The organism is Streptomyces sp. NPDC001709 (assembly GCF_053596375.1).
On the sequence record NZ_JBSFGB010000022.1, the window covers coordinates 57,962 to 79,061 of the forward strand.

21 protein-coding genes are annotated in these 21,100 nt (G+C 70.2%); 7 read left to right on the forward strand and 14 right to left on the reverse strand.

Annotated elements, in window-relative coordinates:
• Nucleotides 1-13: 13 nt before the first annotated feature.
• The 3 genes from folB (at nt 14) to ACWC0C_RS29020 (ending at nt 1,541) form a co-directional block, all read left to right on the forward strand.
• The gene (gene folB, locus ACWC0C_RS29010; RefSeq protein ID WP_031165050.1) at nt 14-373 is read left to right on the forward strand and encodes a dihydroneopterin aldolase; all 360 of its coding nucleotides are present in this window, start codon (nt 14-16) and stop codon (nt 371-373) included.
• A complete protein-coding gene (folK, locus tag ACWC0C_RS29015; protein ID WP_450866904.1) occupies nt 370-981 on the forward strand; it encodes a 2-amino-4-hydroxy-6-hydroxymethyldihydropteridine diphosphokinase in 612 nt (203 codons plus the stop codon). The genes folB and folK overlap by 4 nt, the downstream gene beginning before the upstream one ends.
• Nucleotides 982-1,052: 71 nt before the next feature.
• Nucleotides 1,053-1,541: a DUF3180 domain-containing protein gene (locus tag ACWC0C_RS29020; protein ID WP_449198600.1), complete on the forward strand. Its 489-nt coding sequence runs from the start codon at nt 1,053-1,055 to the stop codon at nt 1,539-1,541.
• Nucleotides 1,542-1,565: 24 nt separating this feature from the next.
• On the opposite strand, the gene folE is transcribed toward ACWC0C_RS29020, so the two are convergent.
• From folE to dacB, 6 genes are all read right to left on the reverse strand, one after another.
• Nucleotides 1,566-2,171, reverse strand: a complete 606-nt coding sequence (gene folE, locus ACWC0C_RS29025) for a GTP cyclohydrolase I FolE (RefSeq protein ID WP_449198599.1) — start codon at nt 2,169-2,171, stop codon at nt 1,566-1,568.
• Between the two features lie 133 nt (nt 2,172-2,304).
• On the reverse strand, nt 2,305-4,344 hold the full coding sequence (gene ftsH, locus ACWC0C_RS29030; protein WP_449198598.1) for an ATP-dependent zinc metalloprotease FtsH: 2,040 nt from the start codon (nt 4,342-4,344) through the stop codon (nt 2,305-2,307).
• Nucleotides 4,345-4,560: 216 nt separating this feature from the next.
• Complete coding sequence (gene hpt, locus ACWC0C_RS29035; protein ID WP_069779482.1) at nt 4,561-5,121, reverse strand: hypoxanthine phosphoribosyltransferase; 561 nt, start codon at nt 5,119-5,121, stop codon at nt 4,561-4,563.
• 90 nt (nt 5,122-5,211) lie between these two features.
• Nucleotides 5,212-6,315: a tRNA lysidine(34) synthetase TilS gene (tilS, locus tag ACWC0C_RS29040; RefSeq protein WP_450866907.1), complete on the reverse strand. Its 1,104-nt coding sequence runs from the start codon at nt 6,313-6,315 to the stop codon at nt 5,212-5,214.
• A 192-nt stretch (nt 6,316-6,507) separates the two neighbouring features.
• Nucleotides 6,508-7,641, reverse strand: a complete 1,134-nt coding sequence (locus tag ACWC0C_RS29045; RefSeq protein ID WP_449198596.1) for a zinc-dependent metalloprotease — start codon at nt 7,639-7,641, stop codon at nt 6,508-6,510.
• A gap of 97 nt (nt 7,642-7,738) precedes the next feature.
• Complete coding sequence (dacB, locus tag ACWC0C_RS29050) at nt 7,739-9,292, reverse strand: D-alanyl-D-alanine carboxypeptidase/D-alanyl-D-alanine endopeptidase (protein WP_450867011.1); 1,554 nt, start codon at nt 9,290-9,292, stop codon at nt 7,739-7,741.
• Nucleotides 9,293-9,416: 124 nt separating this feature from the next.
• On the opposite strand from dacB, the gene ACWC0C_RS29055 reads away from it, so the two are divergent.
• On the forward strand, nt 9,417-9,908 hold the full coding sequence (locus tag ACWC0C_RS29055) for an inorganic diphosphatase (RefSeq protein WP_055708033.1): 492 nt from the start codon (nt 9,417-9,419) through the stop codon (nt 9,906-9,908).
• A 116-nt stretch (nt 9,909-10,024) separates the two neighbouring features.
• Nucleotides 10,025-11,683, forward strand: a complete 1,659-nt coding sequence (locus ACWC0C_RS29060; protein ID WP_450866910.1) for a threonine/serine ThrE exporter family protein — start codon at nt 10,025-10,027, stop codon at nt 11,681-11,683.
• A 30-nt stretch (nt 11,684-11,713) separates the two neighbouring features.
• Here the strand turns inward: ACWC0C_RS29060 and ACWC0C_RS29065 are convergent, their stop codons facing one another.
• Nucleotides 11,714-12,658, reverse strand: coding sequence for a DedA family protein (locus tag ACWC0C_RS29065; RefSeq protein ID WP_450866911.1), 945 nt, complete (start codon nt 12,656-12,658; stop codon nt 11,714-11,716).
• Between the two features lie 149 nt (nt 12,659-12,807).
• On the opposite strand from ACWC0C_RS29065, the gene ACWC0C_RS29070 reads away from it, so the two are divergent.
• A complete protein-coding gene (locus ACWC0C_RS29070) occupies nt 12,808-13,173 on the forward strand; it encodes a YbjQ family protein (protein WP_450866913.1) in 366 nt (121 codons plus the stop codon).
• Nucleotides 13,174-13,204: 31 nt separating this feature from the next.
• Here the strand turns inward: ACWC0C_RS29070 and ACWC0C_RS29075 are convergent, their stop codons facing one another.
• Complete coding sequence (locus ACWC0C_RS29075; RefSeq protein WP_450866914.1) at nt 13,205-13,966, reverse strand: MerR family transcriptional regulator; 762 nt, start codon at nt 13,964-13,966, stop codon at nt 13,205-13,207.
• A gap of 147 nt (nt 13,967-14,113) precedes the next feature.
• On the opposite strand from ACWC0C_RS29075, the gene ACWC0C_RS29080 reads away from it, so the two are divergent.
• Nucleotides 14,114-15,520, forward strand: a complete 1,407-nt coding sequence (locus tag ACWC0C_RS29080; RefSeq protein WP_449198591.1) for a glutamate decarboxylase — start codon at nt 14,114-14,116, stop codon at nt 15,518-15,520.
• 13 nt (nt 15,521-15,533) lie between these two features.
• Here ACWC0C_RS29080 and ACWC0C_RS29085 read toward each other — a convergent pair whose 3' ends face one another.
• From ACWC0C_RS29085 to ACWC0C_RS29110, 6 genes are all read right to left on the reverse strand, one after another.
• Nucleotides 15,534-16,262: an ABC transporter permease gene (locus ACWC0C_RS29085; RefSeq protein WP_450867013.1), complete on the reverse strand. Its 729-nt coding sequence runs from the start codon at nt 16,260-16,262 to the stop codon at nt 15,534-15,536.
• A 53-nt stretch (nt 16,263-16,315) separates the two neighbouring features.
• Nucleotides 16,316-17,278: an ATP-binding cassette domain-containing protein gene (locus tag ACWC0C_RS29090; protein WP_450866916.1), complete on the reverse strand. Its 963-nt coding sequence runs from the start codon at nt 17,276-17,278 to the stop codon at nt 16,316-16,318.
• 72 nt (nt 17,279-17,350) lie between these two features.
• Nucleotides 17,351-17,992 (reverse strand): PadR family transcriptional regulator, encoded by a 642-nt coding sequence (locus ACWC0C_RS29095; RefSeq protein WP_450866918.1) that lies wholly within the window; start codon nt 17,990-17,992, stop codon nt 17,351-17,353.
• 38 nt (nt 17,993-18,030) lie between these two features.
• A complete protein-coding gene (locus ACWC0C_RS29100; protein ID WP_449198587.1) occupies nt 18,031-18,579 on the reverse strand; it encodes a DinB family protein in 549 nt (182 codons plus the stop codon).
• Nucleotides 18,580-18,703: 124 nt separating this feature from the next.
• Nucleotides 18,704-20,164 (reverse strand): aldehyde dehydrogenase family protein, encoded by a 1,461-nt coding sequence (locus ACWC0C_RS29105; RefSeq protein ID WP_450866920.1) that lies wholly within the window; start codon nt 20,162-20,164, stop codon nt 18,704-18,706.
• A 92-nt stretch (nt 20,165-20,256) separates the two neighbouring features.
• Nucleotides 20,257-21,081: a helix-turn-helix domain-containing protein gene (locus tag ACWC0C_RS29110; RefSeq protein ID WP_449198657.1), complete on the reverse strand. Its 825-nt coding sequence runs from the start codon at nt 21,079-21,081 to the stop codon at nt 20,257-20,259.
• Nucleotides 21,082-21,100 lie beyond the last annotated feature (19 nt).

Sequence of the window (21,100 nt, forward strand, 5' to 3'; positions counted from 1 at the left end):
AGGAGTGATTCGCGTGGATCGTGTCGCGCTGCGCGGCCTCAAGGCCCGCGGGCACCACGGTGTGTTCCCCAAGGAGCGCGAGGAGGGCCAGACCTTCATCGTCGACCTCGTCCTGGGGCTGGACACCCGGCCGGCCGCGGCCGACGACGACCTGGCGAAGACCGTGCACTACGGCATCGTTGCCGAGGAGGTCGTGGCCGTCGTCGAAGGCGAGCCGGTGAACCTCATCGAGACCCTCGCCGAGCGGATCGCCCAGACCTGTCTGAAGCACGAAGGGGTACAGGAGGTCGAGGTCTGCCTCCACAAGCCGGACGCACCGATCACCGTCCCCTTCGACGACGTGACCGTCACCATCACCCGGAGCCGAGTATGACCCGACCTTTCCTCCAGGGTCACAGCGACCCGACCGTCCAGCCGGTGCCCGCCTCGGTCGTCGAGAAGGTCGACGCGGCCGACACGACCTTGCAGAACCCGAAGTGGGCCGTCATCTCCATCGGCTCCAACCTCGGCAACCGCCTGGAGACCCTCCAGGGCGCCGTCGACGCGCTCGAGGACACCCCCGGTGTCCGTGTGAAGGCCGTCTCCCCGGTATACGAGACCGAGCCCTGGGGCGTGGAGCCCGGCAGCCAGCCGTCGTACTTCAACGCGGTCGTGGTCCTCAAGACCACCCTGCCTCCGGACTCCCTGCTGGAGCGCGCGCACGCCATCGAGGAGGCGTTCAAACGCGTCCGCGACGAGCACTGGGGCCCGCGCACCCTGGACGTCGACATCGTCGCCTACGCCGACCTCACCTCCGACGACCCACGGCTCACCCTGCCCCACCCACGCGCCCACGAGCGCGCCTTCGTGCTCGCGCCCTGGCACGACGTCGACCCGCAGGCCCAGCTGCCCGGCCGCGGCCCGGTGGCCGAGCTGCTGTCGGCCGTCACCCGCACGGGCGTCGAGCCCCGCGCGGACCTGGAACTCCGACTGCCCGAGTAGTCGTTAAGGTCAAGACGACAAGGTCGACACGACCGCAGTCCGGACCGGTCCGGGGGAGCTGAAGGGACACCGTGAGAGAGCTGCGCATCAGGGTGCTGGCGGGCGTGTTCGTCGTGGCCGGCATCCTGTCCTGGGCGGGTGCCCGCCTCTGGAACTCGATCGGGACCCTTCCCAGCGTCCCCCTGGCCGCCCCCATCGTCCTCGCCCTGATCGCGGTGGTCCTGCTCTCGACGGCGCTCTCGCTGCGCGCCCGTCTCAAGGCCCAGCGCGAGCGCCGCCCAGGCGCGAAGGGCGTCGACCCCCTGATGGCCGCCCGCGCGGTCGTCTTCGGCCAGTCCAGCGCCCTGGTCGCCGCCCTCGTCGCCGGCATGTACGGCGGCACGGGCGTCTTCCTGCTGGAACTCCTCGACATCCCCACCCGCCGCGACCAGGCCCTCTACGCCGGCCTCTCGGTCCTGGCCGGCATCGCAGTGATAGCGGCGGCCCTGTTCCTGGAGCGCGTCTGCAAGCTCCCGGACGACGAGGACCAGAACCACCCGGGAGCGGAACCGGCGGCATGACCGCCGGTTTCCCGAGGCACCGGTTCAGTGCGCCATGATCAGGCTCATGGCCTCGTTGCGCGTCGCCGCGTCCCGCAGCTGACCACGCACGGCTGACGTTATGGTCTTCGCGCCCGGCTTGCGGATGCCACGCATGGACATGCACATGTGCTCGCACTCGATGACCACGATGACGCCCCGCGGCTCCAGGATCTCCATCAGGGAGTCCGCGATCTGCGTGGTGAGCCGTTCCTGGACCTGCGGCCGGCGGGCGTAGACGTCCACCAGCCGGGCCAGCTTGGACAGACCGGTGATCTTCCCGGACGTCGACGGGATGTATCCGACGTGCGCGACTCCCCGGAACGGCACCAGATGGTGCTCACAGGTGCTGTACACCTCGATGTCCTTCACCAGGACCATTTCGTCGTGTCCCAGGTCGAACGTCGTCGTCAGCACGTCCTCGGGCCGCTGCCAGAGCCCCGCGAAGATCTCCTTGTACGCCCGGGCCACCCGCGCCGGCGTCTCCCTCAGGCCCTCCCGGTCCGGGTCCTCGCCGACCGCGATCAGCAGTTCCCGTACGGCGTTCTCGGCGCGCTTCTCGTCGAACTCGCCGATGGTGCACTCACCGTCCAGCGTCACGGGGTCGGTCATTCTGGTTCCTCGCTCCTGTTTCACGCGTGGCGGCGGCCACACGTTCATCTTGCGGACATAAGAACGCCGCGCCCCCCAGGCTAAAACCTGGGGGGCGCGGCGTTCATTCCGGGCCGGTTTGGCCGAAAAGCGCTCAGCTCTCCGGGCGGTCCTCCGGGGTCTGGTCCGTCACCGGGGCCGACTCCGTGGCCGTGGACTTGACCGTGCTGATCGCGGCCGTCGCGCCGTTGGCACCGTTGGTCAGTGCCAGCTCCTTCGGGGAGAGCACCGGCGGGCGGGTGGAGGGCGTGCGGCGGGAGGAGCCGGTCCACGCGGGCCGCGGCGGGCGCTTGTGGATCGGGGCGAAGATCTCGGCGATCTCCTCCTTGCCCAGGGTCTCCTTCTCCAGCAGGTGGAGGACGAGCTGGTCGAGCACGTCGCGGTTCTCGACCAGGATCTCCCAGGCCTCGTTGTGCGCCGTCTCGATGAGCTTCTTGACCTCTTCGTCGACCAGCGCGGCGACCTCTTCCGAGTAGTCGCGCTGGTGAGCCATCTCACGGCCGAGGAAGGGCTCGCTGTTGTCGCCGCCGAACTTGATGGCGCCGAGCCGCTCGGTCATGCCGTACTGGGTGACCATCGCGCGGGCCAGGTTGGTGGCCTTCTCGATGTCGTTCGCGGCACCGGTGGTCGGGTCGTGGAAGACCAGTTCCTCCGCCGCGCGGCCGCCCAGCATGTAGGCCAGCTGGTCGAGCATCTCGTTGCGCGTGGTCGAGTACTTGTCCTCGTCGGGCAGCACCATCGTGTAGCCGAGGGCGCGGCCGCGGGACAGGATCGTGATCTTGTGGACCGGGTCGGAGTTCGGCGAGGCCGCCGCGACCAGGGCGTGACCGCCCTCGTGGTACGCGGTGATCTTCTTCTCCTTGTCCGACATGATCCGGGTCCGCTTCTGCGGGCCCGCGACCACGCGGTCGATCGCCTCGTCCAGCGCCTTGTTGTCGATCAGCTTCTGGTCGCCTCGAGCGGTGAGCAGCGCGGCCTCGTTCAGCACGTTGGCGAGGTCGGCGCCGGTCATGCCCGGGGTGCGGCGGGCGACGGCGGACAGGTCGACGTCCGGTGCGACCGGCTTGCCCTTCTGGTGGACCTTGAGGATCTCCAGGCGGCCCTGCAGGTCCGGCGGGTCGACCGCGATCTGACGGTCGAAGCGGCCGGGGCGGAGCAGCGCCGGGTCGAGGATGTCGGGGCGGTTCGTGGCGGCGATGAGGATCACGCCACCCTTGACGTCGAAGCCGTCCATCTCGACGAGCAGCTGGTTCAGGGTCTGCTCGCGCTCGTCGTGACCGCCGCCGAGGCCGGCGCCGCGGTGGCGGCCGACCGCGTCGATCTCGTCGACGAAGACGATCGCCGGGGCGTTCGCCTTGGCCTGCTCGAACAGGTCGCGGACGCGGGAGGCACCGACACCGACGAACATCTCGACGAAGTCGGAACCGGAGATCGAGTAGAAGGGGACGCCCGCCTCACCGGCGACGGCGCGCGCGAGCAGGGTCTTGCCGGTACCCGGGCGGCCGTAGAGCAGCACGCCCTTGGGGATCTTGGCGCCGACGGCCTGGAACTTGGCCGGCTCCTGCAGGAACTCCTTGATCTCGTGGAGCTCCTCGACGGCCTCGTCGCAGCCGGCGACGTCGGAGAAGGTCGTCTTCGGGGTGTCCTTGGTGATGAGCTTGGCCTTGGACTTCCCGAAGTTCATCACCCGGGAGCCGCCGCCCTGCATCTGGTTCATCAGGAACAGGAAGACGACCACGATCAGGACGAAGGGCAGCAGGGAGAGCAGGACGCCGACGAAGGGGTTCTGCTTGGACGGCGAGACCGTGTAGCCGTCCGGGATCTGCTTGTCCTGGTACTTGGTCTGAAGGTTGCCGGCGAGCTGGGAGCCCTGGTCACCGATGTAGCTCGCCTGGATCTTCGAGCTGCCCTCGACCTTGTAGCCGTCCTTGAGCGTGACCTTGATGCTCTGCTCGTCACCGGTGGTGAGCTTGGCCGACTCGACCTTGTTGGCGTTGATCGCCGCCACGACCTGGCCGGTGTCCACCGTCTTGTAGCCGCCGGACGAGCCGACGACCTGCATCAACACGACCACGGCAAGGACGGCCAGCACGATCCACATGACCGGCCCACGGAAGTATCGCTTCACGTCCATCCATACGGAGCGGTGCCGCCCCGTCCCTCCTGCCATAGTGAGTTTGATAAGACAGTTCTTCCGACGGTACCCCAGCGCGGTGGTCCGAAGCCGCACGAAGTTGCTTCGAGGGCTGGGAAACCCGTCTCTGCATGCTTCAACGGCGCGGAACCCGCCGGGGTTCCCGATCGTCCTACAAGCTTGAGCCGAGTGGCTCAGCCCACGTCCCGGACCGGCTCAGCCACCGTAGACGTGGGGCGCGAGCGTACCCACGAAAGGCAGGTTGCGGTACTTCTCGGCGTAGTCGAGGCCGTAGCCGACGACGAACTCGTTCGGGATGTCGAAGCCGACCCACTCGACGTCGATGGCGACCTTGGCGGCGTCCGGCTTGCGCAGCAGCGTGCACACCTTCAGGGAGGCGGGCTCGCGCGAGCCGAGGTTGTTGATCAGCCAGGACAGGGTCAGGCCGGAGTCGATGATGTCCTCGACGATCAGGACGTGCTTGCCCTTGATGTCGGTGTCGAGGTCCTTGAGGATGCGCACGACACCGGAGGACTGGGTGCCCGCGCCGTAGGAGGACACGGCCATCCAGTCCATGGTGAGAGGGGTGGACAGCGCCCGGGCGAGGTCCGCCATGACCATCACGGCGCCCTTGAGGACGCCGACGATGAGCAAGTCCTTGCCCGCGTACTCCGCGTCGATCTTCGCGGCCAGCTCGGCCAGCTTCGCGTCGATCTCTTCCTTGGTGATGAGTACCTGCTGGAGGTCGGCACCCATGTCTTTCGCGTCCACCCGCATCACTTTCGGTCGTCCCGCACTTACGGCCGTAGGTAACGGCCACCGGCTGCCCGGACCGGCCGCCGGAGGGTCGCTCCGCGGGGCCGGGATTCAGCCTTGCCGAATCACCAGTCTGCCACCCTGCCGCTGGGCGACGACTTTGCCGGGGAGATTGATGGCTCCCTGACCGCGCCAGCCGGTGATCAGGCGGTCGACTTCCTCGATGTGGCGGGCGAACAGCGAGCCGGCCGGGGCACCGGCCTCGATGGCGGCGCGGCGCAGGATGCGACGGCGTACGGCGGGCGGGAGGGCGTACAGCTTGGCGCACTCCAGCAGGCCCGTGGCGTCGCGTACGGAGGACTCGGCCTGGCTGGCCCAGGCGTCGAGGGCGTCGGCGTCGTCGCGGGAGAGCTGGGCGGTGCGGGCGAGTGCCTCCACGACCCCTTTGCCGAGGGCCTTCTCCAGGGCGGGCAGGCCTTCGTGGCGGAGCCGGGAGCGGGTGTAGGCGGGGTCGGCGTTGTGCGGATCGTCCCAGACGGGGAGGGACTGGGCCATGCAGGCCCTGCGGGCGGTCTGCCGGTCGAGCCCCAGGAAGGGGCGCCGGTAACGGCCGTCGGCCCCCGAGACCGCGGCCATGCCGGACAGGGAGCGGATGCCGGAGCCGCGGGCGAGGCCGAGCAGGACGGTTTCGGCCTGGTCGTCGCGGGTGTGGCCGAGGAGGACCGCGGTGGCGCCGTGGTGTTCGGCGAGGGCGTCGAGGGCGGCGTAGCGGGCGTCGCGGGCGGCGGCTTCGGGGCCGCCGTCGCGGCCGACGGTCACGGCGATGGACTCGACCGGGTCCAGGCCGAGTTCGCGTAGGCGCAGGACGACCTCGTCGGCCCGGAGGTCGGAGCCGGGCTGGAGGCCGTGGTCGACGGTGACGCCCCCGGCGCGGATGCCGAGCTTGGGCGCTTCGAAGGCGAGGGCGGAGGCGAGGGCCATGGAGTCGGCGCCGCCGGAGCACGCGACGAGCACGAGCGGGGAGGGGAGCCGCTCGGCTGTCCGGCCCCGGTATCCGCCGGAGGCCTGCCAGCCGCGGCCGACGGTGGTCTGTCCGCCGGGGCTGCCGGAGGTCTGCCTGCCGGGGCTGCCGGAGGTCTGGTGGTCGTTGAGGATGTCGTGGAGGACGCGGCGGACCGCCAGGCGTATCGCCGCGACCGCAGGATGGGGACCCATGTCCGGTTCCCTTCATGAAGTTTTTCGGGGGGTGGGCCCGAGTCGGTCACTCAGAGTGTGTAGATGGTGACAGAAGCGGGCGGTTCCCCGAGCATCGCACGCCTACGCATGGCTCACGGTCCCTCGGACGGGTGATTGGAGGGGCGTTCGCCTGCCGTCGGCCGGATCTGTTTCACGACGTGTCCATGCCGTTCACGACTCGGCCTTGCGGTGCACCCGCGCGACCCAGTCCGCCGGTTTGGCGATCTCCGCCTTGGTGGGGAGGGTGTTGGGCGAGGTCCACACGCGGTTGAAGCCGTCGATGCCGACCTGCTCGACGACGGCTCGTACGAACTTCTCGCCGTCCCGGTACTGCCTCAGTTTGGCATCCAGACCGAGCAGCTTGCGCAGGGCGAGGTCGAGGCGGGAGGCGCCCTTGGCGCGGCGCTGCTGGAACTTCTCCCGGATCTCCGCCACGGTCGGCACGACGCTGGGGCCGACGCCGTCCATGACGTAGTCGGCGTGGCCCTCCAGCAGGGACATCACGGCGGTGAGGCGGCCGAGGATCTCGCGCTGGGCGGGGGTCTGCACCAGCTCCACGAAGGAGCGGCCGCCGTCCTCCTCCTCGCCTTCGGGGCGGCCTCCGGCGAGGGACTGGGCGGCTTCCCTGATGCGCTCCAGGAACGTCATCGGGTCGACGTCGGTCTCCGCCAAGAACGACTGGATTTCGCCCTCCAGGTGGTCGCGCAGCCAGGGCACGGCCGTGAACTGGGTGCGGTGGGTCTCCTCGTGCAGGCACACCCACAGGCGGAAGTCGTGCGGTTCGACGTCGAGTTCGCGCTCGACGTGGACGATGTTGGGGGCGACGAGGAGGAGTCGGCCACCGCCGTTCTCCCCGGCGGGGAGGTCGCGGGTGGCGGGGGCGAAGGTCTCGTACTGGCCGAGGACGCGGGAGGACAGGAACGACAGCAGCATGCCGAGTTCGACGCCGGTGACCTTGCCGCCGACGGCGCCGAGGACGGCGCTGGTGGGGTTGCCCGCCCGGCGTTCCTGCATCTTCTCCAGGAGGGGCTTGAGGATCTCGCGGAAGCCGGCGACGTTGGCGCGGACCCAGCCGGGGCGGTCGACGACCAGGACGGGGGTGTCGTGGATCTCGTCGCTGCCCATACGAGTGAAGCCCCGGACGTGTCCCTCCGAGGCTTTCGCGTGCCGGCGCAGCTCCGCGACGACGGCGCGGGCCTCGTCGCGGCTGACGTCGGGGCCCGGTCGAACGAGCCGTGTCGCGGTTGCCACCGCGAGGTTCCAGTCGACCATCCCGGGAGATGTGGTGCCACCGAAGCCAGTCATGGTGTCAACCGTACGGGACCGTTCCCACTTGGGGCAGGCCGTGCGAGGTCGGCAGGGCTTGGGGGTGTTGCCATGGCGCCCGGTGCGGCGGTACGGACTAGTGACAGCCGCAGGCCGACAGTGCCGTGGCCGTTTTGTCCAGGGCCGCTTCGGCCTCCAGGGGGTCTGTCGTGTCGGAGGCCATGAAGGCGAAGGCCAGGAGGCGGCCGTCGGCGTCGACGACGGTGCCGGCGAGGGTGTTCACGCCGGTCAGGGTGCCGGTTTTGGCGCGTACGACGCCTGCCGCGGTGTCGGTGTAGCGGTCGGCCAGGGTGCCGGTGAAGCCGGCGACGGGCAGGCCGGTGAGGACGGGGCGCAGGCCGGGGCGGTCCGGGTCGCCGGCGGTGACCAGGAGGCCCGTGAGCAGGTCGGCGGTGAGCCGGTCGGCGCGGTCGAGGCCGCTGCCGTCGTGGAAGGAGGCGCCGGACATGGGCAGGCCGAGCTTGGTGAGCCGGGCGGAGATCGCCTTGGCGCCGCCGTCGAAGCTGCCGGGCTGGCCGCTGGTGAGGGCCGTCAGCCGGGCCAGGGCCTCGGCGATGTCGTTGTCGCTGTTGGTCAGCATGCGCTCGACCACGACGGACAGCGGGGGTGAGGAGACCGTGGCGAGGGTCTCCGCGCGCGTGGTGGCCTTGGAGGGGCCGGGGGGCGTGGTGGTGATGCCGGCGTCCTCCAGGAAGCCGGCGAACTTGCCCGCCGCGTCCTTCGCCGGATCGCTCACGCGGGGCGCCGGTCCGCTGGTGGAGCCGTCGGTGCGGCCCTCGTCGGCGGACAGGGCGCTGACGGGCGCGAGGTTGTCGTTGACGCCGATGGGGTGCAGGGCGGGGCCGGAATAGAGGGTCGTGTCGTAGGAGAGCGTGACCTCGTGGATGCCGCGCTTGCGGAGTGCCTTCGCGGTGCTCGCCGCCAGCGTCCGCAGGCTGGCCCAGCCGTCGGCCTTCTTCCGCGTGGTGAGGGTGGGGTCGCCGCCGCCGACCAGGACGAGTTCGCCGGTGTCGGGTTCGAGGGCGGCGCGGGTGGTGAGGCGGTGGTCGGGGCCCAGGGCGGACAGGGCGGCCAGGGCGGTGGCGATCTTGGTGGTGGAGGCGGGAGCGAGGGCCTTGTCGGCGCCGGCGGCGTACAGGCGTTCGCCGGTGGCCACGTCGACGACGGCAGCCGCGTGATCGCCGCCGAGCCCGGGGGCGTCCAGGAGGGGCCCCAGGACGTCCGAGAAGGCCTTTCCGCCCGGCGGAGCCTTCTTGGTACCCACGGCAACCGTCCGGCCGTCCAGACCCACCAGGACGGGTCCGGCGCTCGGCGCCGGCCGGGACTCCCCCGCCGTCGTACCGGAGCCGTGATCTGCGCCACCTGACCGCTCCAGGGCGGCGGCCCGGTCCCGCTCGGCCGTACGCTGACCGTTGGCGTCCCAGGGACCGGCCGCGGTCACCACACCGGCGGCGAGCGCCAGGCCGGCGGTGGCGGCGCCCGCGGTGTACTGCCAGTTCCTCACCGCCCGCGGACGCGGGAGGCCGAGGGGCCGGGGCCGCAGGGCCCGCGCCAACCGCGCGACCCGCGGTCCGGCGGCCGCACGCGCCCGCGCCAGGCGCGGTCGTACGGCGTTCGCGATCCGCTCCATCTGCGGTCTCGCGGCACGCCACGGCCTCAGCTCTGGCACGACCACCAGCCCCTTTCGCGATCACACACCTGCGTGAGGGACACTTAACCACCAGAACTATGTGCTGATCATGGAGGAGCCACCGGTGGAGTTCGACGTCACGATCGAGATCCCGAAGGGTTCGCGCAACAAGTACGAGGTGGACCACGAGACCGGTCGGATCCGCCTGGACCGTCGCCTCTTCACCTCGACCGCCTACCCGACCGACTACGGCTTCGTCGAGAACACCCTCGGCGAGGACGGCGACCCGCTGGACGCGCTGGTCATCCTGGACGAGCCGACCTTCCCGGGCTGCCTGATCAAGTGCCGCGCGATCGGCATGTTCCGCATGACGGACGAGGCGGGCGGCGACGACAAGCTGCTGTGTGTTCCGGCCACCGACCCGCGCGTGGAGCACCTGCGGGACATCCACCACGTGTCGGAGTTCGACCGCCTGGAGATCCAGCACTTCTTCGAGGTGTACAAGGACCTGGAGCCCGGCAAGTCGGTCGAGGGTGCCAACTGGGTGGGTCGCACGGACGCCGAGGCGGAGATCGAGCGGTCTTACAAGCGCTTCGAGGAGCAGGGCGGCCACTGAGCCCTGTCCCGCTGGAACGGGCCGCACGCGTGCGTGTGCGGCCCGTTTGTATGTCCGCCGCCCCTCCATGCGCATACTGAGCCGTACGGAAGGTGTCGTTCAGGGAGCGGTGCGAGGTGACGGAGGCGGAGGACCGCAAGCCCCGGTCGGACGAGGCGCGGTACGACCCGGAGGTCACGTCCGAGTTCGCCATCCCCGCGGGCATCGATGTCCCCGAGGTCGGCGGCGAGTCGGAGACCACGTCCGAGTTCGCCGTGCCGCAGGGCCTGGCGGTGTCGCAGCCGCCGAGTGCCGAGCCGGAGGGGTCGGCGTTCACCCGGCCGAGCGCCTACAGCGCCAAGGAGGCCCCGCAGGCGTTCACGCCGGCCACCGGGGTGCCACTGGTCACCCTGGTCAAGGACGCACCCTGGCAGGACCGGATGCGCACGATGCTGCGCATGCCGGTGACCGAGCGGCCCGCGCCGGAGCCGGTGCAGCGGGAGGAGGGGGACGGCGGTCCGGCCGTCCCGCGCGTGCTCGACCTGACGCTGCGTATCGGGGAGCTGCTGCTGGCCGGCGGTGAGGGCGCGGAGGACGTCGAGGCCGCGATGTTCGCGGTGTGCCGCTCCTACGGCCTGGACCGCTGCGAGCCGAACGTCACCTTCACCCTGCTGTCGATCTCACACCAGCCGTCGCTGGTGGAGGACCCCGTGACGGCGTCGCGGACGGTACGGCGGCGGGGCACCGACTACACGCGGCTCGCGGCCGTGTTCCGGCTGGTGGACGACCTGACCGACCCGGAGACCCACGTCTCCCTGGAGGAGGCCTACCGGCGGCTGGTGGAGATCCGCCGCAACCGGCACCCCTACCCCGGCTGGGCGCTGACCCTGGCCAGCGGTCTGCTGGCCGGTGCGGCCTCCATGCTGGTCGGCGGTGACCTGATCGTGTTCGTCGCGGCGGCCCTCGGCGCGATGCTCGGCGACCGGCTGGCCTGGCTGTGCGCGGGGCGCGGGCTGCCGGAGTTCTACCAGTTCACGGTCGCGGCGATGCCGCCCGCGGCGATCGGGGTGGCGTTCGCGCTGGCGCACGTGGACGTGAAGGCGTCCGCCGTCGTCACCGGTGGGCTGTTCGCACTGCTGCCCGGGCGGGCGCTGGTGGCGGGCGTGCAGGACGGTCTGACGGGCTTCTACATCACCGCGTCGGCCCGGCTGCTGGAGGTCCTGTACTTCTTCGTGGGCATCGTCGCCGGCGTACTGGTCGTCCTGTACTTCGGGGTGAAGATCGGCGGGAAGCTCAACCCGGACGCGGCGCTCATCATCAACGAACGGCCGCTGATCCAGATCGCGGCCTCCATGCTGCTGTCGCTGACCTTCGCGGTGCTGCTCCAGCAGGAGCGGTCGACCGTACTGTGGGTGACTCTCAACGGGGGCGTGGCGTGGTCGGTGTACGGCGCGATGCACTACGTCGCCGACATCTCGCCGGTGGCGTCCACGGCCGTGGCGGCGGGGCTGGTGGGGCTTTTCGGGCAGCTGCTGTCCCGTTACCGCTTCGCTTCCGCCCTGCCGTACACGACGGCGGCGATCGGGCCGCTGCTGCCCGGTTCGGCGACGTACTTCGGGCTGTTGAACATGGCGCAGAACGAGGTGGACAAGGGGCTGGTGTCGCTGGCCAACGCGGCGTCGTTGGCCATGGCCATCGCCATCGGGGTCAATCTGGGCTCGGAGGTCTTCCGGCTGTTCCTGAGAGTCGGCTCCGCCGGTAAGCGCCGGGCCGCCAAGCGGACTCGGGGTTTCTAGGCGCCCTCGGGTTTCACCCGCGCCCCTTGCCTACTGCTGGCGGTAGTCGTAGGGGGACTGGTTCTGGCTGTACTGGTCGTACTGGTTCTGGTCGTACTGCTGCTGCGGGTACTGGTGCTGCGGGTACTGCTGCTCGCCGTAGTGCTGGTGGCCGTACTGCTGCTGGTCGTAGTACTGCTGGTTCCAGTCCTGCTGCTGGGGCTGTTGCCGGGGCTGCTGGTACGGCTGCTCGTACTGCTGGCCGTACGGCTGCTCCGGCTCGATGCGGCGCAGCCGCGTCGTGGCGTCGTCCATGACCGGCGGGGCCGGGCGGGACGCCTGCGGTGTCGTCCGGGCGGCCTCCTTCTCCTTGCCCTTCTCCTTGCCGCGGGCCCGCAGGAACTCGATGGCGATCGGGACCACGGAGACGAGGACGATCAGGATCAGGATCGCCTCGATGTTGTTCTTGACGAAGCCGATGTTGCCGAGCCAGGAGCCGAGCAGGGTGACGCCCGCGCCCCAGAGGGTGCCGCCGATGACGTTGAAGATCAGGAACGAGCGGTACTTCATGCCGCTGACGCCGGCGATGATCGGCGTGAACGTGCGCACGATGGGCACGAAGCGGGCCAGGACCAGGGACTTCGGGCCGTACTTCTCGAAGAACTCGTGCGCCTTGGTGACGTTCTCCTGCTTGAACAGGCGGGAGTTCGGGCGGTTGAACAGCGAGGGTCCGACCTTCTTGCCGAACATGTAGCCCGCCTGGTCGCCGAGGATCGCGGCGAGGCAGATCAGGCCGATCGCGCCCCACAGGGGGAAGTCGAGCTGGTTCGAGGCGATCAGCAGGCCGCAGGTGAACAGCAGTGAGTCACCCGGCAGGAAGAAGCCGATGAGCAGGCCGGACTCGGCGAAGACGATGAGCAGCAGGCCCCAGATGCTGTAGGTGTCGAGCAGATAGTTGGGGTCGAGCCAGCTCGGGCCGAGGGCGAGTGTCATCACGGGTCCGGGCTCCTGAAGGGGTGAAGGCGGCTACGACGGCTGAACCTCGGTGGAAGGCCGCACAAAGCTATCAACGTGATGTGACGGCCCCAGGTTCCACGGGTGTCTCCAGGATGCGCTGTGGGATGACTGGGAGAAAGCTGTGACTCATGGGACTCGAAGACTACGGCGGCGGCATGGGTCCGCAGCCGGATGTGCTGGTTGTCACGACGAACGACGTGCCCGGTCACCGGGTGCATCAGGTGATCGGCGAGGTATTCGGACTCACCGTGCGGTCGCGGCACCTCGGCAGCCAGATCGGCGCCGGGCTGAAGTCGATGATCGGCGGCGAGCTGAAGGGTCTCACCAAGACCCTCGTGCAGACCCGCAACCAGGCCATGGAACGCCTGGTGGAGCAGGCACGCGCGCGTGGCGCCAACGGAGTGCTGGCGTTCCGGTTCGACGTGACCGAGGCCGCGGACGTGGGCACGGAGGTGTGTGCCTACGGCACGGCGGTGGTCCTGGCCCAGGAGTGACCCCCCGTACGCGCCCGGGCCAGGGCCGTCGTCAGGACGTGTGGCGGTCGGCGTTGGCGAGGATCGCCTCGCGCAGGTGTTCCGCGAGCCCGGGGCCCATGGAGTCGTAGAACGCCTTGAAGCGCTCGTCGGAGACGTACATCTCCGCGAAGCACCGGTGCATCTCGTAGCGGACGTCGAAGTAGTACCTGCTGATGTGCTGCCGGTGTTCCTCGGCCAGGTCCATGGCCGCCTCGCCGGCCGGCCGCTCGCCGGCGGCGACCAGGGCGGCGTACCGCTTACCCCAGTCGTCGACCTCGGCCTGGATGCGCTTCCAGTCCTCCTTGGTGTAGGTGGCGGCGCGGCGCTGGGACTCGGCCCACGCCTCCGTGTTCCCCCAGCGCTGCTCCGCCTCCTCGGCGTACTGCTCGGGGTCCTTGTCCCCGAAGACCTCGAACCGCTCCTGCGGGGTGAGGTTGATGCCCATCTTGCGTGCCTCCATGGCGTGCTCCACGGCCACGGCCATCTTCTGCAGCTTCTCGATCCGGGCGGTCAGCAGTTCGTGCTGGCGGCGCAGGTGTACGCGCGGGTCCACGTCCGGGTCGTCGAGCAGGACCGCGACCTCGTCGAGCGGGAAGCCGAGCTCCCGGTAGAACAGGATCTGCTGGAGCCGGTCGAGGTCGGCGTCGGTGTAGCGCCGGTGGCCGGCGTGGGTGCGCTCGCCGGGCACGAGCAGGCCAATCTCGTCGTAGTGGTGCAGGGTGCGCACCGTGATTCCGGCGAACCCCGCGACCTGTCCCACGGAGTAGCTCACTTTTCCGCTCCTTCGGTCGGTACGCCGTCCACGGTGCGGCCTCACGTCACGTGAGGTGCAAGTCCGGGCATCCCTGATCTCAAGTCCGGGTCATTCCGGATGTCCGGCCTGTGCCGTCTGCCTATGGTGGCCCAGAGGAGGCAGCCCATGGCCCTGCACAAAGGTCCCGAGGAGCACCAGCAGCGGGTGCTGTCGGTCAACCCGTTCTTCGGGGAGGCCAATCCGGTCGGCGGTATGACCGAGGCCCCGCCCACGCACCGGCTCCCGGACGCGCCGCTGGCCCCGTCCACGGCGTACCAGCTGGTGCACGACGAGCTGATGCTCGACGGCAACTCCCGGCTGAACCTGGCCACGTTCGTCACCACCTGGATGGAGCCGCAGGCCGGGGTCCTGATGGCGGAGTGCCGGGACAAGAACATGATCGACAAGGACGAGTACCCGCGCACGGCCGAACTGGAGCGGCGCTGTGTGGCGATGCTCGCCGACCTGTGGAACGCGCCGGACCCGTCGGCGGCCGTGGGCTGTTCGACGACCGGGTCGAGCGAGGCGTGCATGCTCGCCGGGATGGCGCTGAAGCGACGGTGGGCCAGACGCAACGCCGAGCGGTATCCGGGGGCGCGGCCCAATCTGGTCATGGGCATCAACGTCCAGGTGTGCTGGGAGAAGTTCTGCAACTTCTGGGAGGTGGAGGCCCGGCAGGTGCCCATGGAGGGCGACCGGTTCCATCTCGACCCGCAGGCCGCCGTCGAGCTGTGCGACGAGAACACCATCGGGGTCGTCGGCATCCTCGGCTCGACGTTCGACGGCTCCTACGAGCCGATCGCCGACCTGTGCGCGGCCCTGGACGCCCTCCAGGAGCGCACCGGGCTCGACATCCCGGTGCACGTGGACGGCGCGTCCGGCGGCATGGTGGCGCCCTTCCTGGACCCGGACCTGAGCTGGGACTTCCGGCTGCCGCGCGTGGCCTCGATCAACGCCTCGGGGCACAAGTACGGGCTGGTGTACCCGGGGGTCGGCTGGGCGCTGTGGCGGGACAGGGAGGCGCTGCCCGAGGAGCTGGTCTTCCGGGTCACCTACCTGGGCGGCGAGATGCCGACCTTCGCGCTCAACTTCTCCCGGCCCGGCGCCCAGGTGGTGGCGCAGTACTACACGTTCCTGCGGCTCGGCCGCGAGGGGTACCGCGCGGTGCAGCAGTCGACGCGGGACGTGGCGACCTCGCTCGCCGGGCGGATCGAGGCGCTCGGCGACTTCCGGCTGCTGACCCGGGGCGACGAGCTGCCGGTCTTCGCCTTCACCACCGGCCCGGACGTCACGTCGTACGACGTCTTCGACGTCTCCCGGCGGCTGCGCGAGAGCGGCTGGCTGGTGCCCGCCTACGCCTTCCCGGCGAACCGGCAGGACCTGTCCGTGCTGCGGGTCGTGTGCCGCAACGGCTTCTCCCACGACCTGGCCGACCTGTTCCTGGACGACCTGACCCGCCTGCTGCCCGAACTGCGCCGGCAGCCGCACCCCCTGACCCGGGACAAGGAGGCGGCCACCGGCTTCCATCACTGACCTAAGAGGCGTTTCAACGGGCCGACCGCGCGAACTTCCCTACCGCCAGCGGGAAGAACACCGCCAGCAGGGCGAGCGGCCACAGGACGGCCGGCCAGAGGTGGCCCGGTTCGCCGCCGGGGCTGCCCAGGAGGTCGCGTACGGCAGTCGCCGTCTGGGACAGGGGGTTCCACTGCACGGCCGTGCCCAGCCAGTCCGGCATGGAGTCGCGGGCGGCGATGGCGTTGGAGAGGAAGCCGACCGGCCAGACGAGGATCTGCACGGCCTGGACCATCTCGGGGCGGCCGGCGACCAGGGCGAGGTGGATGCCGATCCAGAGCATGGCGAAACGGAACAGCAGGAGCAGGCCCGCGGCGGCCAGGAGGGCCCCGGGGCCTCCGTGTGGCCGCCAGCCGAGCGCGTACGCCACACCGGCCGTCAGCGCCAGCGCGGCCGTCGACTGGAGCATGTCGGCGGCCGAACGGCCCACCAGGACCGCCCCGTCCGCCATGGGCAGGGAACGGAACCGGTCGATGACGCCCTTGGTGAGGTCCTGGGTGACCGCGAGCATGGTGCCCTCCAGGCCGAAGGCCATGGTGAGCGCGAGCATGCCGGGCACCAGGTAGTCCACGTAGTCGCCGGCCACGCCCCGGCCGCCGCCGATCAGGTAGCCGAACATCAGCAGGAGCATCACCGGGAAGACCAGCGCGACCAGCGCCTGACCGGGCTGCCGGGTCCAGTGGGCGAGTTCGCGCCGGGTCATCGTCCAGGAGTCGGTCAGGACGTGTGCCCCCGTACCGCTCGCCTCGAGCGCGCTCACGCGGCCTCCTTCACCGGGTCGGCGTCTCGTTCGGCGTCGCCTGTGAGGTGCAGGAAGACCTCGTCCAGGGTGGGGCGGCGCAGGGCGATGTCCGCGGCCTCGATCCCGGCCTGCTCCAGCCCTCGTACGACCTGCGAGAGCGCGGCCATGCGGTCGGTGACCGGGGCGCTGAGCAGCCGGCGGTCGGCGTCCACCGAGACCCCGGAGAGGGGCAGCAGGGCCACCGCGGCGCCGAGTTGTCCGGCGTCGCGCAGCACGATGTCGACGCGGTCGCCGCCGGTGAGGGTCTTCAGCTCGTCGGGGGTGCCGCCGGCGACGACCCGGCCGTGGTCCACGAAGGCGACGCGATCGGCGAGCTGGTCGGCCTCCTCCAGGTACTGGGTGGTGAGCAGGACCGTGGTACCGCCGCCGACCAGGGAGCGGACAGCGGCCCAGACCTCGGCGCGGCCGCGGGGGTCGAGGCCGGTGGTGGGCTCGTCGAGGAACAGCACCTCGGGTTCGGTGATCAGGGAGGCGGCGAGGTCGAGGCGGCGGCGCATCCCGCCGCTGTAGCGGGCGACCGGGGTGCGGCCGGTGCCGGTGAGGTCGAAGCGCTCCAGGAGTTCGGTGGCGCGCATGCGCGCGTAGCGGGCGCCGAGGTGGTGCAGCCGGGCGAACATCTCCAGGTTCTGCCGGCCGTCCAGCTGTTCGTCCAGCGCCGCGTACTGGCCCAGCAGACCGATGCGGCGGCGCACCGCGCGGGCCTCGGTCACGACGTCGTGGCCGGCGACCCGGATACGGCCGCCGTCCGGCCTGAGCAGGGTGGACAGGATCCGGACCAGGGTGGTCTTGCCCGCGCCGTTCGGGCCGAGTACGGCGTGCACGGTGCCCCGGGCGACGTGCAGGTCGAGCCCGTTCAGGGCGTGTTTGGTGCCGTAGGTCTTGTGTGCGTCCTCGACGGTGATCACCGTGTCGGCCATGCCACTCCTCCACTAGTCAAGTTTGACTACGCACCCAAAGGTAACGCCGCGATGCGCATTGGTCAAACTTGATTAGCGGTTGTCCTCCGGATGCCGCTCCCCCGTCGCGTACGGGTTCTCCTCACCCTCGGCGAGGACGCCGACGAACGGGTCGCCCTCGCCGGCGAAGGTGTAGGCGCCGCTTTCGATCCGCTCGACGAGACCGTGGGTCCACGCGGCCTCGGAGTCGGCCGTGTGGACCCACATGTTCATGATCTCGCCGATGTGGCCGAGCTGTCCGGGCCCCTCCTCGGGCACGTAGTGCTCGGTGACCGAGGAGCGCCACGCCTCGATCCGGCGCGTGCGCTCCTTCAGCAGCGCCACCGCCTCGGCCCTCGGCAGGTCGACCATGAAGCCGATGGCCGCCGTCTTGACGTCGCCGCGCTGGTCGTAGGTGACCAGCGCGTCGCGCAGCAGGGCGAAGTACTCCTCGGTGCCCTTCTCGGTCAGCTCGTACTCGGTGCGCGGCGGGCCGCCGGCCGTGGACGGGGCGACCTCGTGCGCGCGCAGCAGCCCTTGCCTGGCCATCTGTTTCAGGGCGTGGTAGATCGAGCCCGGCTTGGCGTTGGACCACTCGTGCGCGCCCCAGTACTCCAGGTCGCCCCGCACCTGGTAGCCGTGGGCCCGCCCGTGCTGGCGGACCGCGCCCAGCACGAGAAGACGGATCGCTGACATGCGGTCCAGGTTATTGCCGTACGACCGCCACCCCGCGGTCACCCCCAGGAGGCGCCCTGTTCCTGGGCCACCAGCTCGAAGGCCGTCCTGCCGTCCAGGGACTCCCGGATGATGTCGGCGTGGCCGGCGTGCCGGGCCGTCTCGCGGATCAGGTGCAGACACAGCCAGCGCAGGCTGACCCGGCCCTCCGGCGGAAACCAGGGGTCCGGCGGCAGCGGGAAGGTGTCGTCCAGGCTCGGCGCGGAGCGGATGAACTTCTCCGTCTCGGCGGCGACCTGCTCCCAGTACGCCAGCTGCGAGGCGACCGTCTCCTCGCCGACCAGCTGGAAGGTCTCGTGCCAGTTGGACTCGTCCCGCTTGATCGCCGGTGGTTCCTGCCGGGCACGGGCGATCCAGCTCTGCTCGACCTCGGCGACATGCTTGAGCAGGCCGCCGAGCGACAGTTCGCTGGCGCTGGGGCGGGAGCGGGCCTGCTCCTCGGTCAGTCCGAGCAGGGCCCGGCGGATGCCGCCGCGCTGCTCCTCGATGAACGCGAGCAGCGCCCCTCGCTCGTCGCCCTGCGTCTCCGCCGGTACGTGCTTGACCATGGCCGGCCGCCTTTCGTCCACCGGTTCCGGGGCCGTCCGCCCCCTGACACCGATCACGCTACGGGCCATTGCGGTCAGCTTCTGTCCGCAATGGCCCGCCACTTTCCAGGAGGCCCGCAGGAGGTCAGAACGGGAAGCCGCTGCGGCCGTGCTGGACCGAGATCCACTTGATGGTCGTGAAGGCCTCCAGCGTGGTCTCGCCGTTCAGGCGGCCGAGGCCGGAGTGCTTCTCGCCGCCGAAGGGCACGATCGGCTCGTCGTGGACCGTGCCGTCGTTCACGTGGAACATGCCGGTGTCGATCTGCTTGGCGAAGGCGACACCCCGCTCGATGTCACGCGTGTGGACGGCACCACTGAGGCCGTACGGGGTGTCGTTGACGATGCGGAGCGCCTCCTCCTCGCCGTCGAACGGGACGAGGAAGACGACCGGGCCGAAGACCTCCTGCTGGAGCAGCGCGGAGTCGGCGGGGACGCCGGTGAGCACGCTGGGCTCGACCAGGTTGCCGGAGGTGGTGCCCCGCACGAGGGCGGTGGCACCCTCGGCGACGGCCTGCTCGACGGCACCGGAAATGGCGTTCGCCTGCTGGGAGTTGATCACCGGGCCGATGACGGTCTGCGGGTCGCGCGGGTCGCCGACCTTCAGGGTGCGGACCTTGGCGACGAACTTCTCGGTGAACTCCTCGGCGACGGAGGCGTCCACGAGGACCCGGTTGGCGGCCATGCAGACCTGGCCCTGGTGCACGAACCGGCTGAAGACCGCCGCGTCCACCGCGTAGTCGATGTCGGCGTCGTCCAGGACCACCAGCGCGCTGTTGCCGCCCAGTTCGAGCACCGAGCGCTTGAAGTTCGCGGCGCAGACGGTGGCCACGTGCCGGCCGACCTTGTCGGAGCCGGTGAAGGAGATGACCTTCGGGACCGGGTGCTCGATGAACGCGTCGCCGATCTCGGCGATGTCGGTGACGACGACGTTGAGCAGGCCGCCGGGCAGCCCGGCCTCCTCGAAGATCTTCGCGATCAGGGTGCCGCCGGCGATCGGGGTGTTCTGGTGCGGCTTGAGGACCACGGCGTTGCCGAGCGCGAGCGCCGGGGCGATCGACTTGATCGACAGCAGGAAGGGGAAGTTGAAGGGGCTGATCACGCCCACGACGCCCACCGGAACCCGGTAGACGCGGTTCTCCTTGCCGTCGACCGGGGAGGGCAGGATCTTGCCCTCGGGGCGCAGCGCCAGGTGGATCGACTCGCGCAGGAACTCCTTGGCGAGGTGCAGCTCGAAACCGGCCTTCACGCGCGTGCCGCCCAGTTCCGCGATGATCAGGTCGGCTATCTCCTGCTCGCGGTCCTCTATGAGCCTCAGCGCCCGCTCGAAGACCGCGCGGCGGGCGTAGGGGTTGGTCCCGGCCCACTGCTTCTGGGCCCGGGCGGCCGCCTTGTAGGCCTGGTCCACCTCGTCGACCGTGGCCACCGTGATCGAGGCCAGCTTCTCGTCGTCGTACGGGTTGAAGTCGATCACGTCCCAGGAGCCGGTGCCCGGACGCCACTCGCCGTCGATGTACTGCTGGGCCAGGTCGGTGAAGTAGGACGACATGTGATCCCTCAATCGCTAGCGGACACCAGATCTACGCCATGCCTGATCACACGTCATCGTACTTGTGTTTAAAGCGAGTTGAAGGTGTCCTCTCAAGACAACTGAAGGAGTCCGCGGAGCAGATCCCGGCTCTCGTCGGGGCCCGGGCTGTCCTGCTGGAGCTCTTTCAGCGCCTGCTCGTACTGGGCGACGTCCTCGCGCTTGTCCAGGTAGAGGGCACTGGTCAGCTGCTCCATGTAGACGACGTCGGACAGGTCGGCGTCGGGGAAGCTGAGGATGGTGAAGGCGCCGCTCTCGCCGGAGTGCCCGCCGAGGCCGAAGGGCATGATCTGCAGCCGCACGTTGGGCCGCTCGGAGATCCGGATGAGGTGCTGGAGCTGGCCGCGCATCACCTCGCGGTCGCCGTAGGGGCGGCGCAGGGCGGCCTCGTCGAGGACGAAGTGGAACTCGGGGGCGCCGGACGCGAACAGGTGCTTCTGCCGCTCCAGACGCAGGTCGACCCGGCGCTCGACGTCGGCCGGGCTCGCGCCCTTCATGCCGCGCCTGACCACCGCGCGGGCGTAGTCCGCGGTCTGGAGCAGGCCGTGCACGAACTGCACCTCGTAGACGCGGATGAGGGACGCGGCGCCCTCCAGGCCCACATACGTGGGGAACCAGCTGGGCAGGACGTCGGTGTAACTGTGCCACCAGCCCGCCACGTTGGCCTCCCGGGCGAGGGAGAGCAGCGACTCGCGCTCCGCCTCGTCCGTGATCCCGTACAGCGTCAGCAGGTCTTCCACGTCCCTGGTCTTGAAGCTCACCCGGCCCAGCTCCATCCGGCTGATCTTCGACTCGGAGGCGCGAATGGAGTACCCCGCCGCCTCGCGCGTGATCCCCCGCGCTTCACGCAGTCGCCTGAGTTGCGAACCGAGCAGCATCCGCCGCACCACCGATCCG

Coding starts and splice junctions, on each gene's coding strand:
- folK (WP_450866904.1), top strand. CDS start 370: ATGACCCGACCTTTCCTCCAGGGTCACAGCGACCCGACCGTCCAGCCG.
- folE (WP_449198599.1), bottom strand. CDS start 2,171: ATGACCGACCCCGTGACGCTGGACGGTGAGTGCACCATCGGCGAGTTC.
- ftsH (WP_449198598.1), bottom strand. CDS start 4,344: ATGGACGTGAAGCGATACTTCCGTGGGCCGGTCATGTGGATCGTGCTG.
- hpt (WP_069779482.1), bottom strand. CDS start 5,121: ATGCGGGTGGACGCGAAAGACATGGGTGCCGACCTCCAGCAGGTACTC.
- tilS (WP_450866907.1), bottom strand. CDS start 6,315: ATGGGTCCCCATCCTGCGGTCGCGGCGATACGCCTGGCGGTCCGCCGC.
- ACWC0C_RS29045 (WP_449198596.1), bottom strand. CDS start 7,641: ATGACTGGCTTCGGTGGCACCACATCTCCCGGGATGGTCGACTGGAAC.
- dacB (WP_450867011.1), bottom strand. CDS start 9,292: ATGGAGCGGATCGCGAACGCCGTACGACCGCGCCTGGCGCGGGCGCGT.
- ACWC0C_RS29070 (WP_450866913.1), top strand. CDS start 12,808: ATGGGACTCGAAGACTACGGCGGCGGCATGGGTCCGCAGCCGGATGTG.
- ACWC0C_RS29080 (WP_449198591.1), top strand. CDS start 14,114: ATGGCCCTGCACAAAGGTCCCGAGGAGCACCAGCAGCGGGTGCTGTCG.
- ACWC0C_RS29085 (WP_450867013.1), bottom strand. CDS start 16,262: ATGACCCGGCGCGAACTCGCCCACTGGACCCGGCAGCCCGGTCAGGCG.
- ACWC0C_RS29090 (WP_450866916.1), bottom strand. CDS start 17,278: ATGGCCGACACGGTGATCACCGTCGAGGACGCACACAAGACCTACGGC.
- ACWC0C_RS29095 (WP_450866918.1), bottom strand. CDS start 17,992: ATGTCAGCGATCCGTCTTCTCGTGCTGGGCGCGGTCCGCCAGCACGGG.
- ACWC0C_RS29100 (WP_449198587.1), bottom strand. CDS start 18,579: ATGGTCAAGCACGTACCGGCGGAGACGCAGGGCGACGAGCGAGGGGCG.
- ACWC0C_RS29105 (WP_450866920.1), bottom strand. CDS start 20,164: ATGTCGTCCTACTTCACCGACCTGGCCCAGCAGTACATCGACGGCGAG.
- ACWC0C_RS29110 (WP_449198657.1), bottom strand. CDS start 21,081: ATGCTGCTCGGTTCGCAACTCAGGCGACTGCGTGAAGCGCGGGGGATC.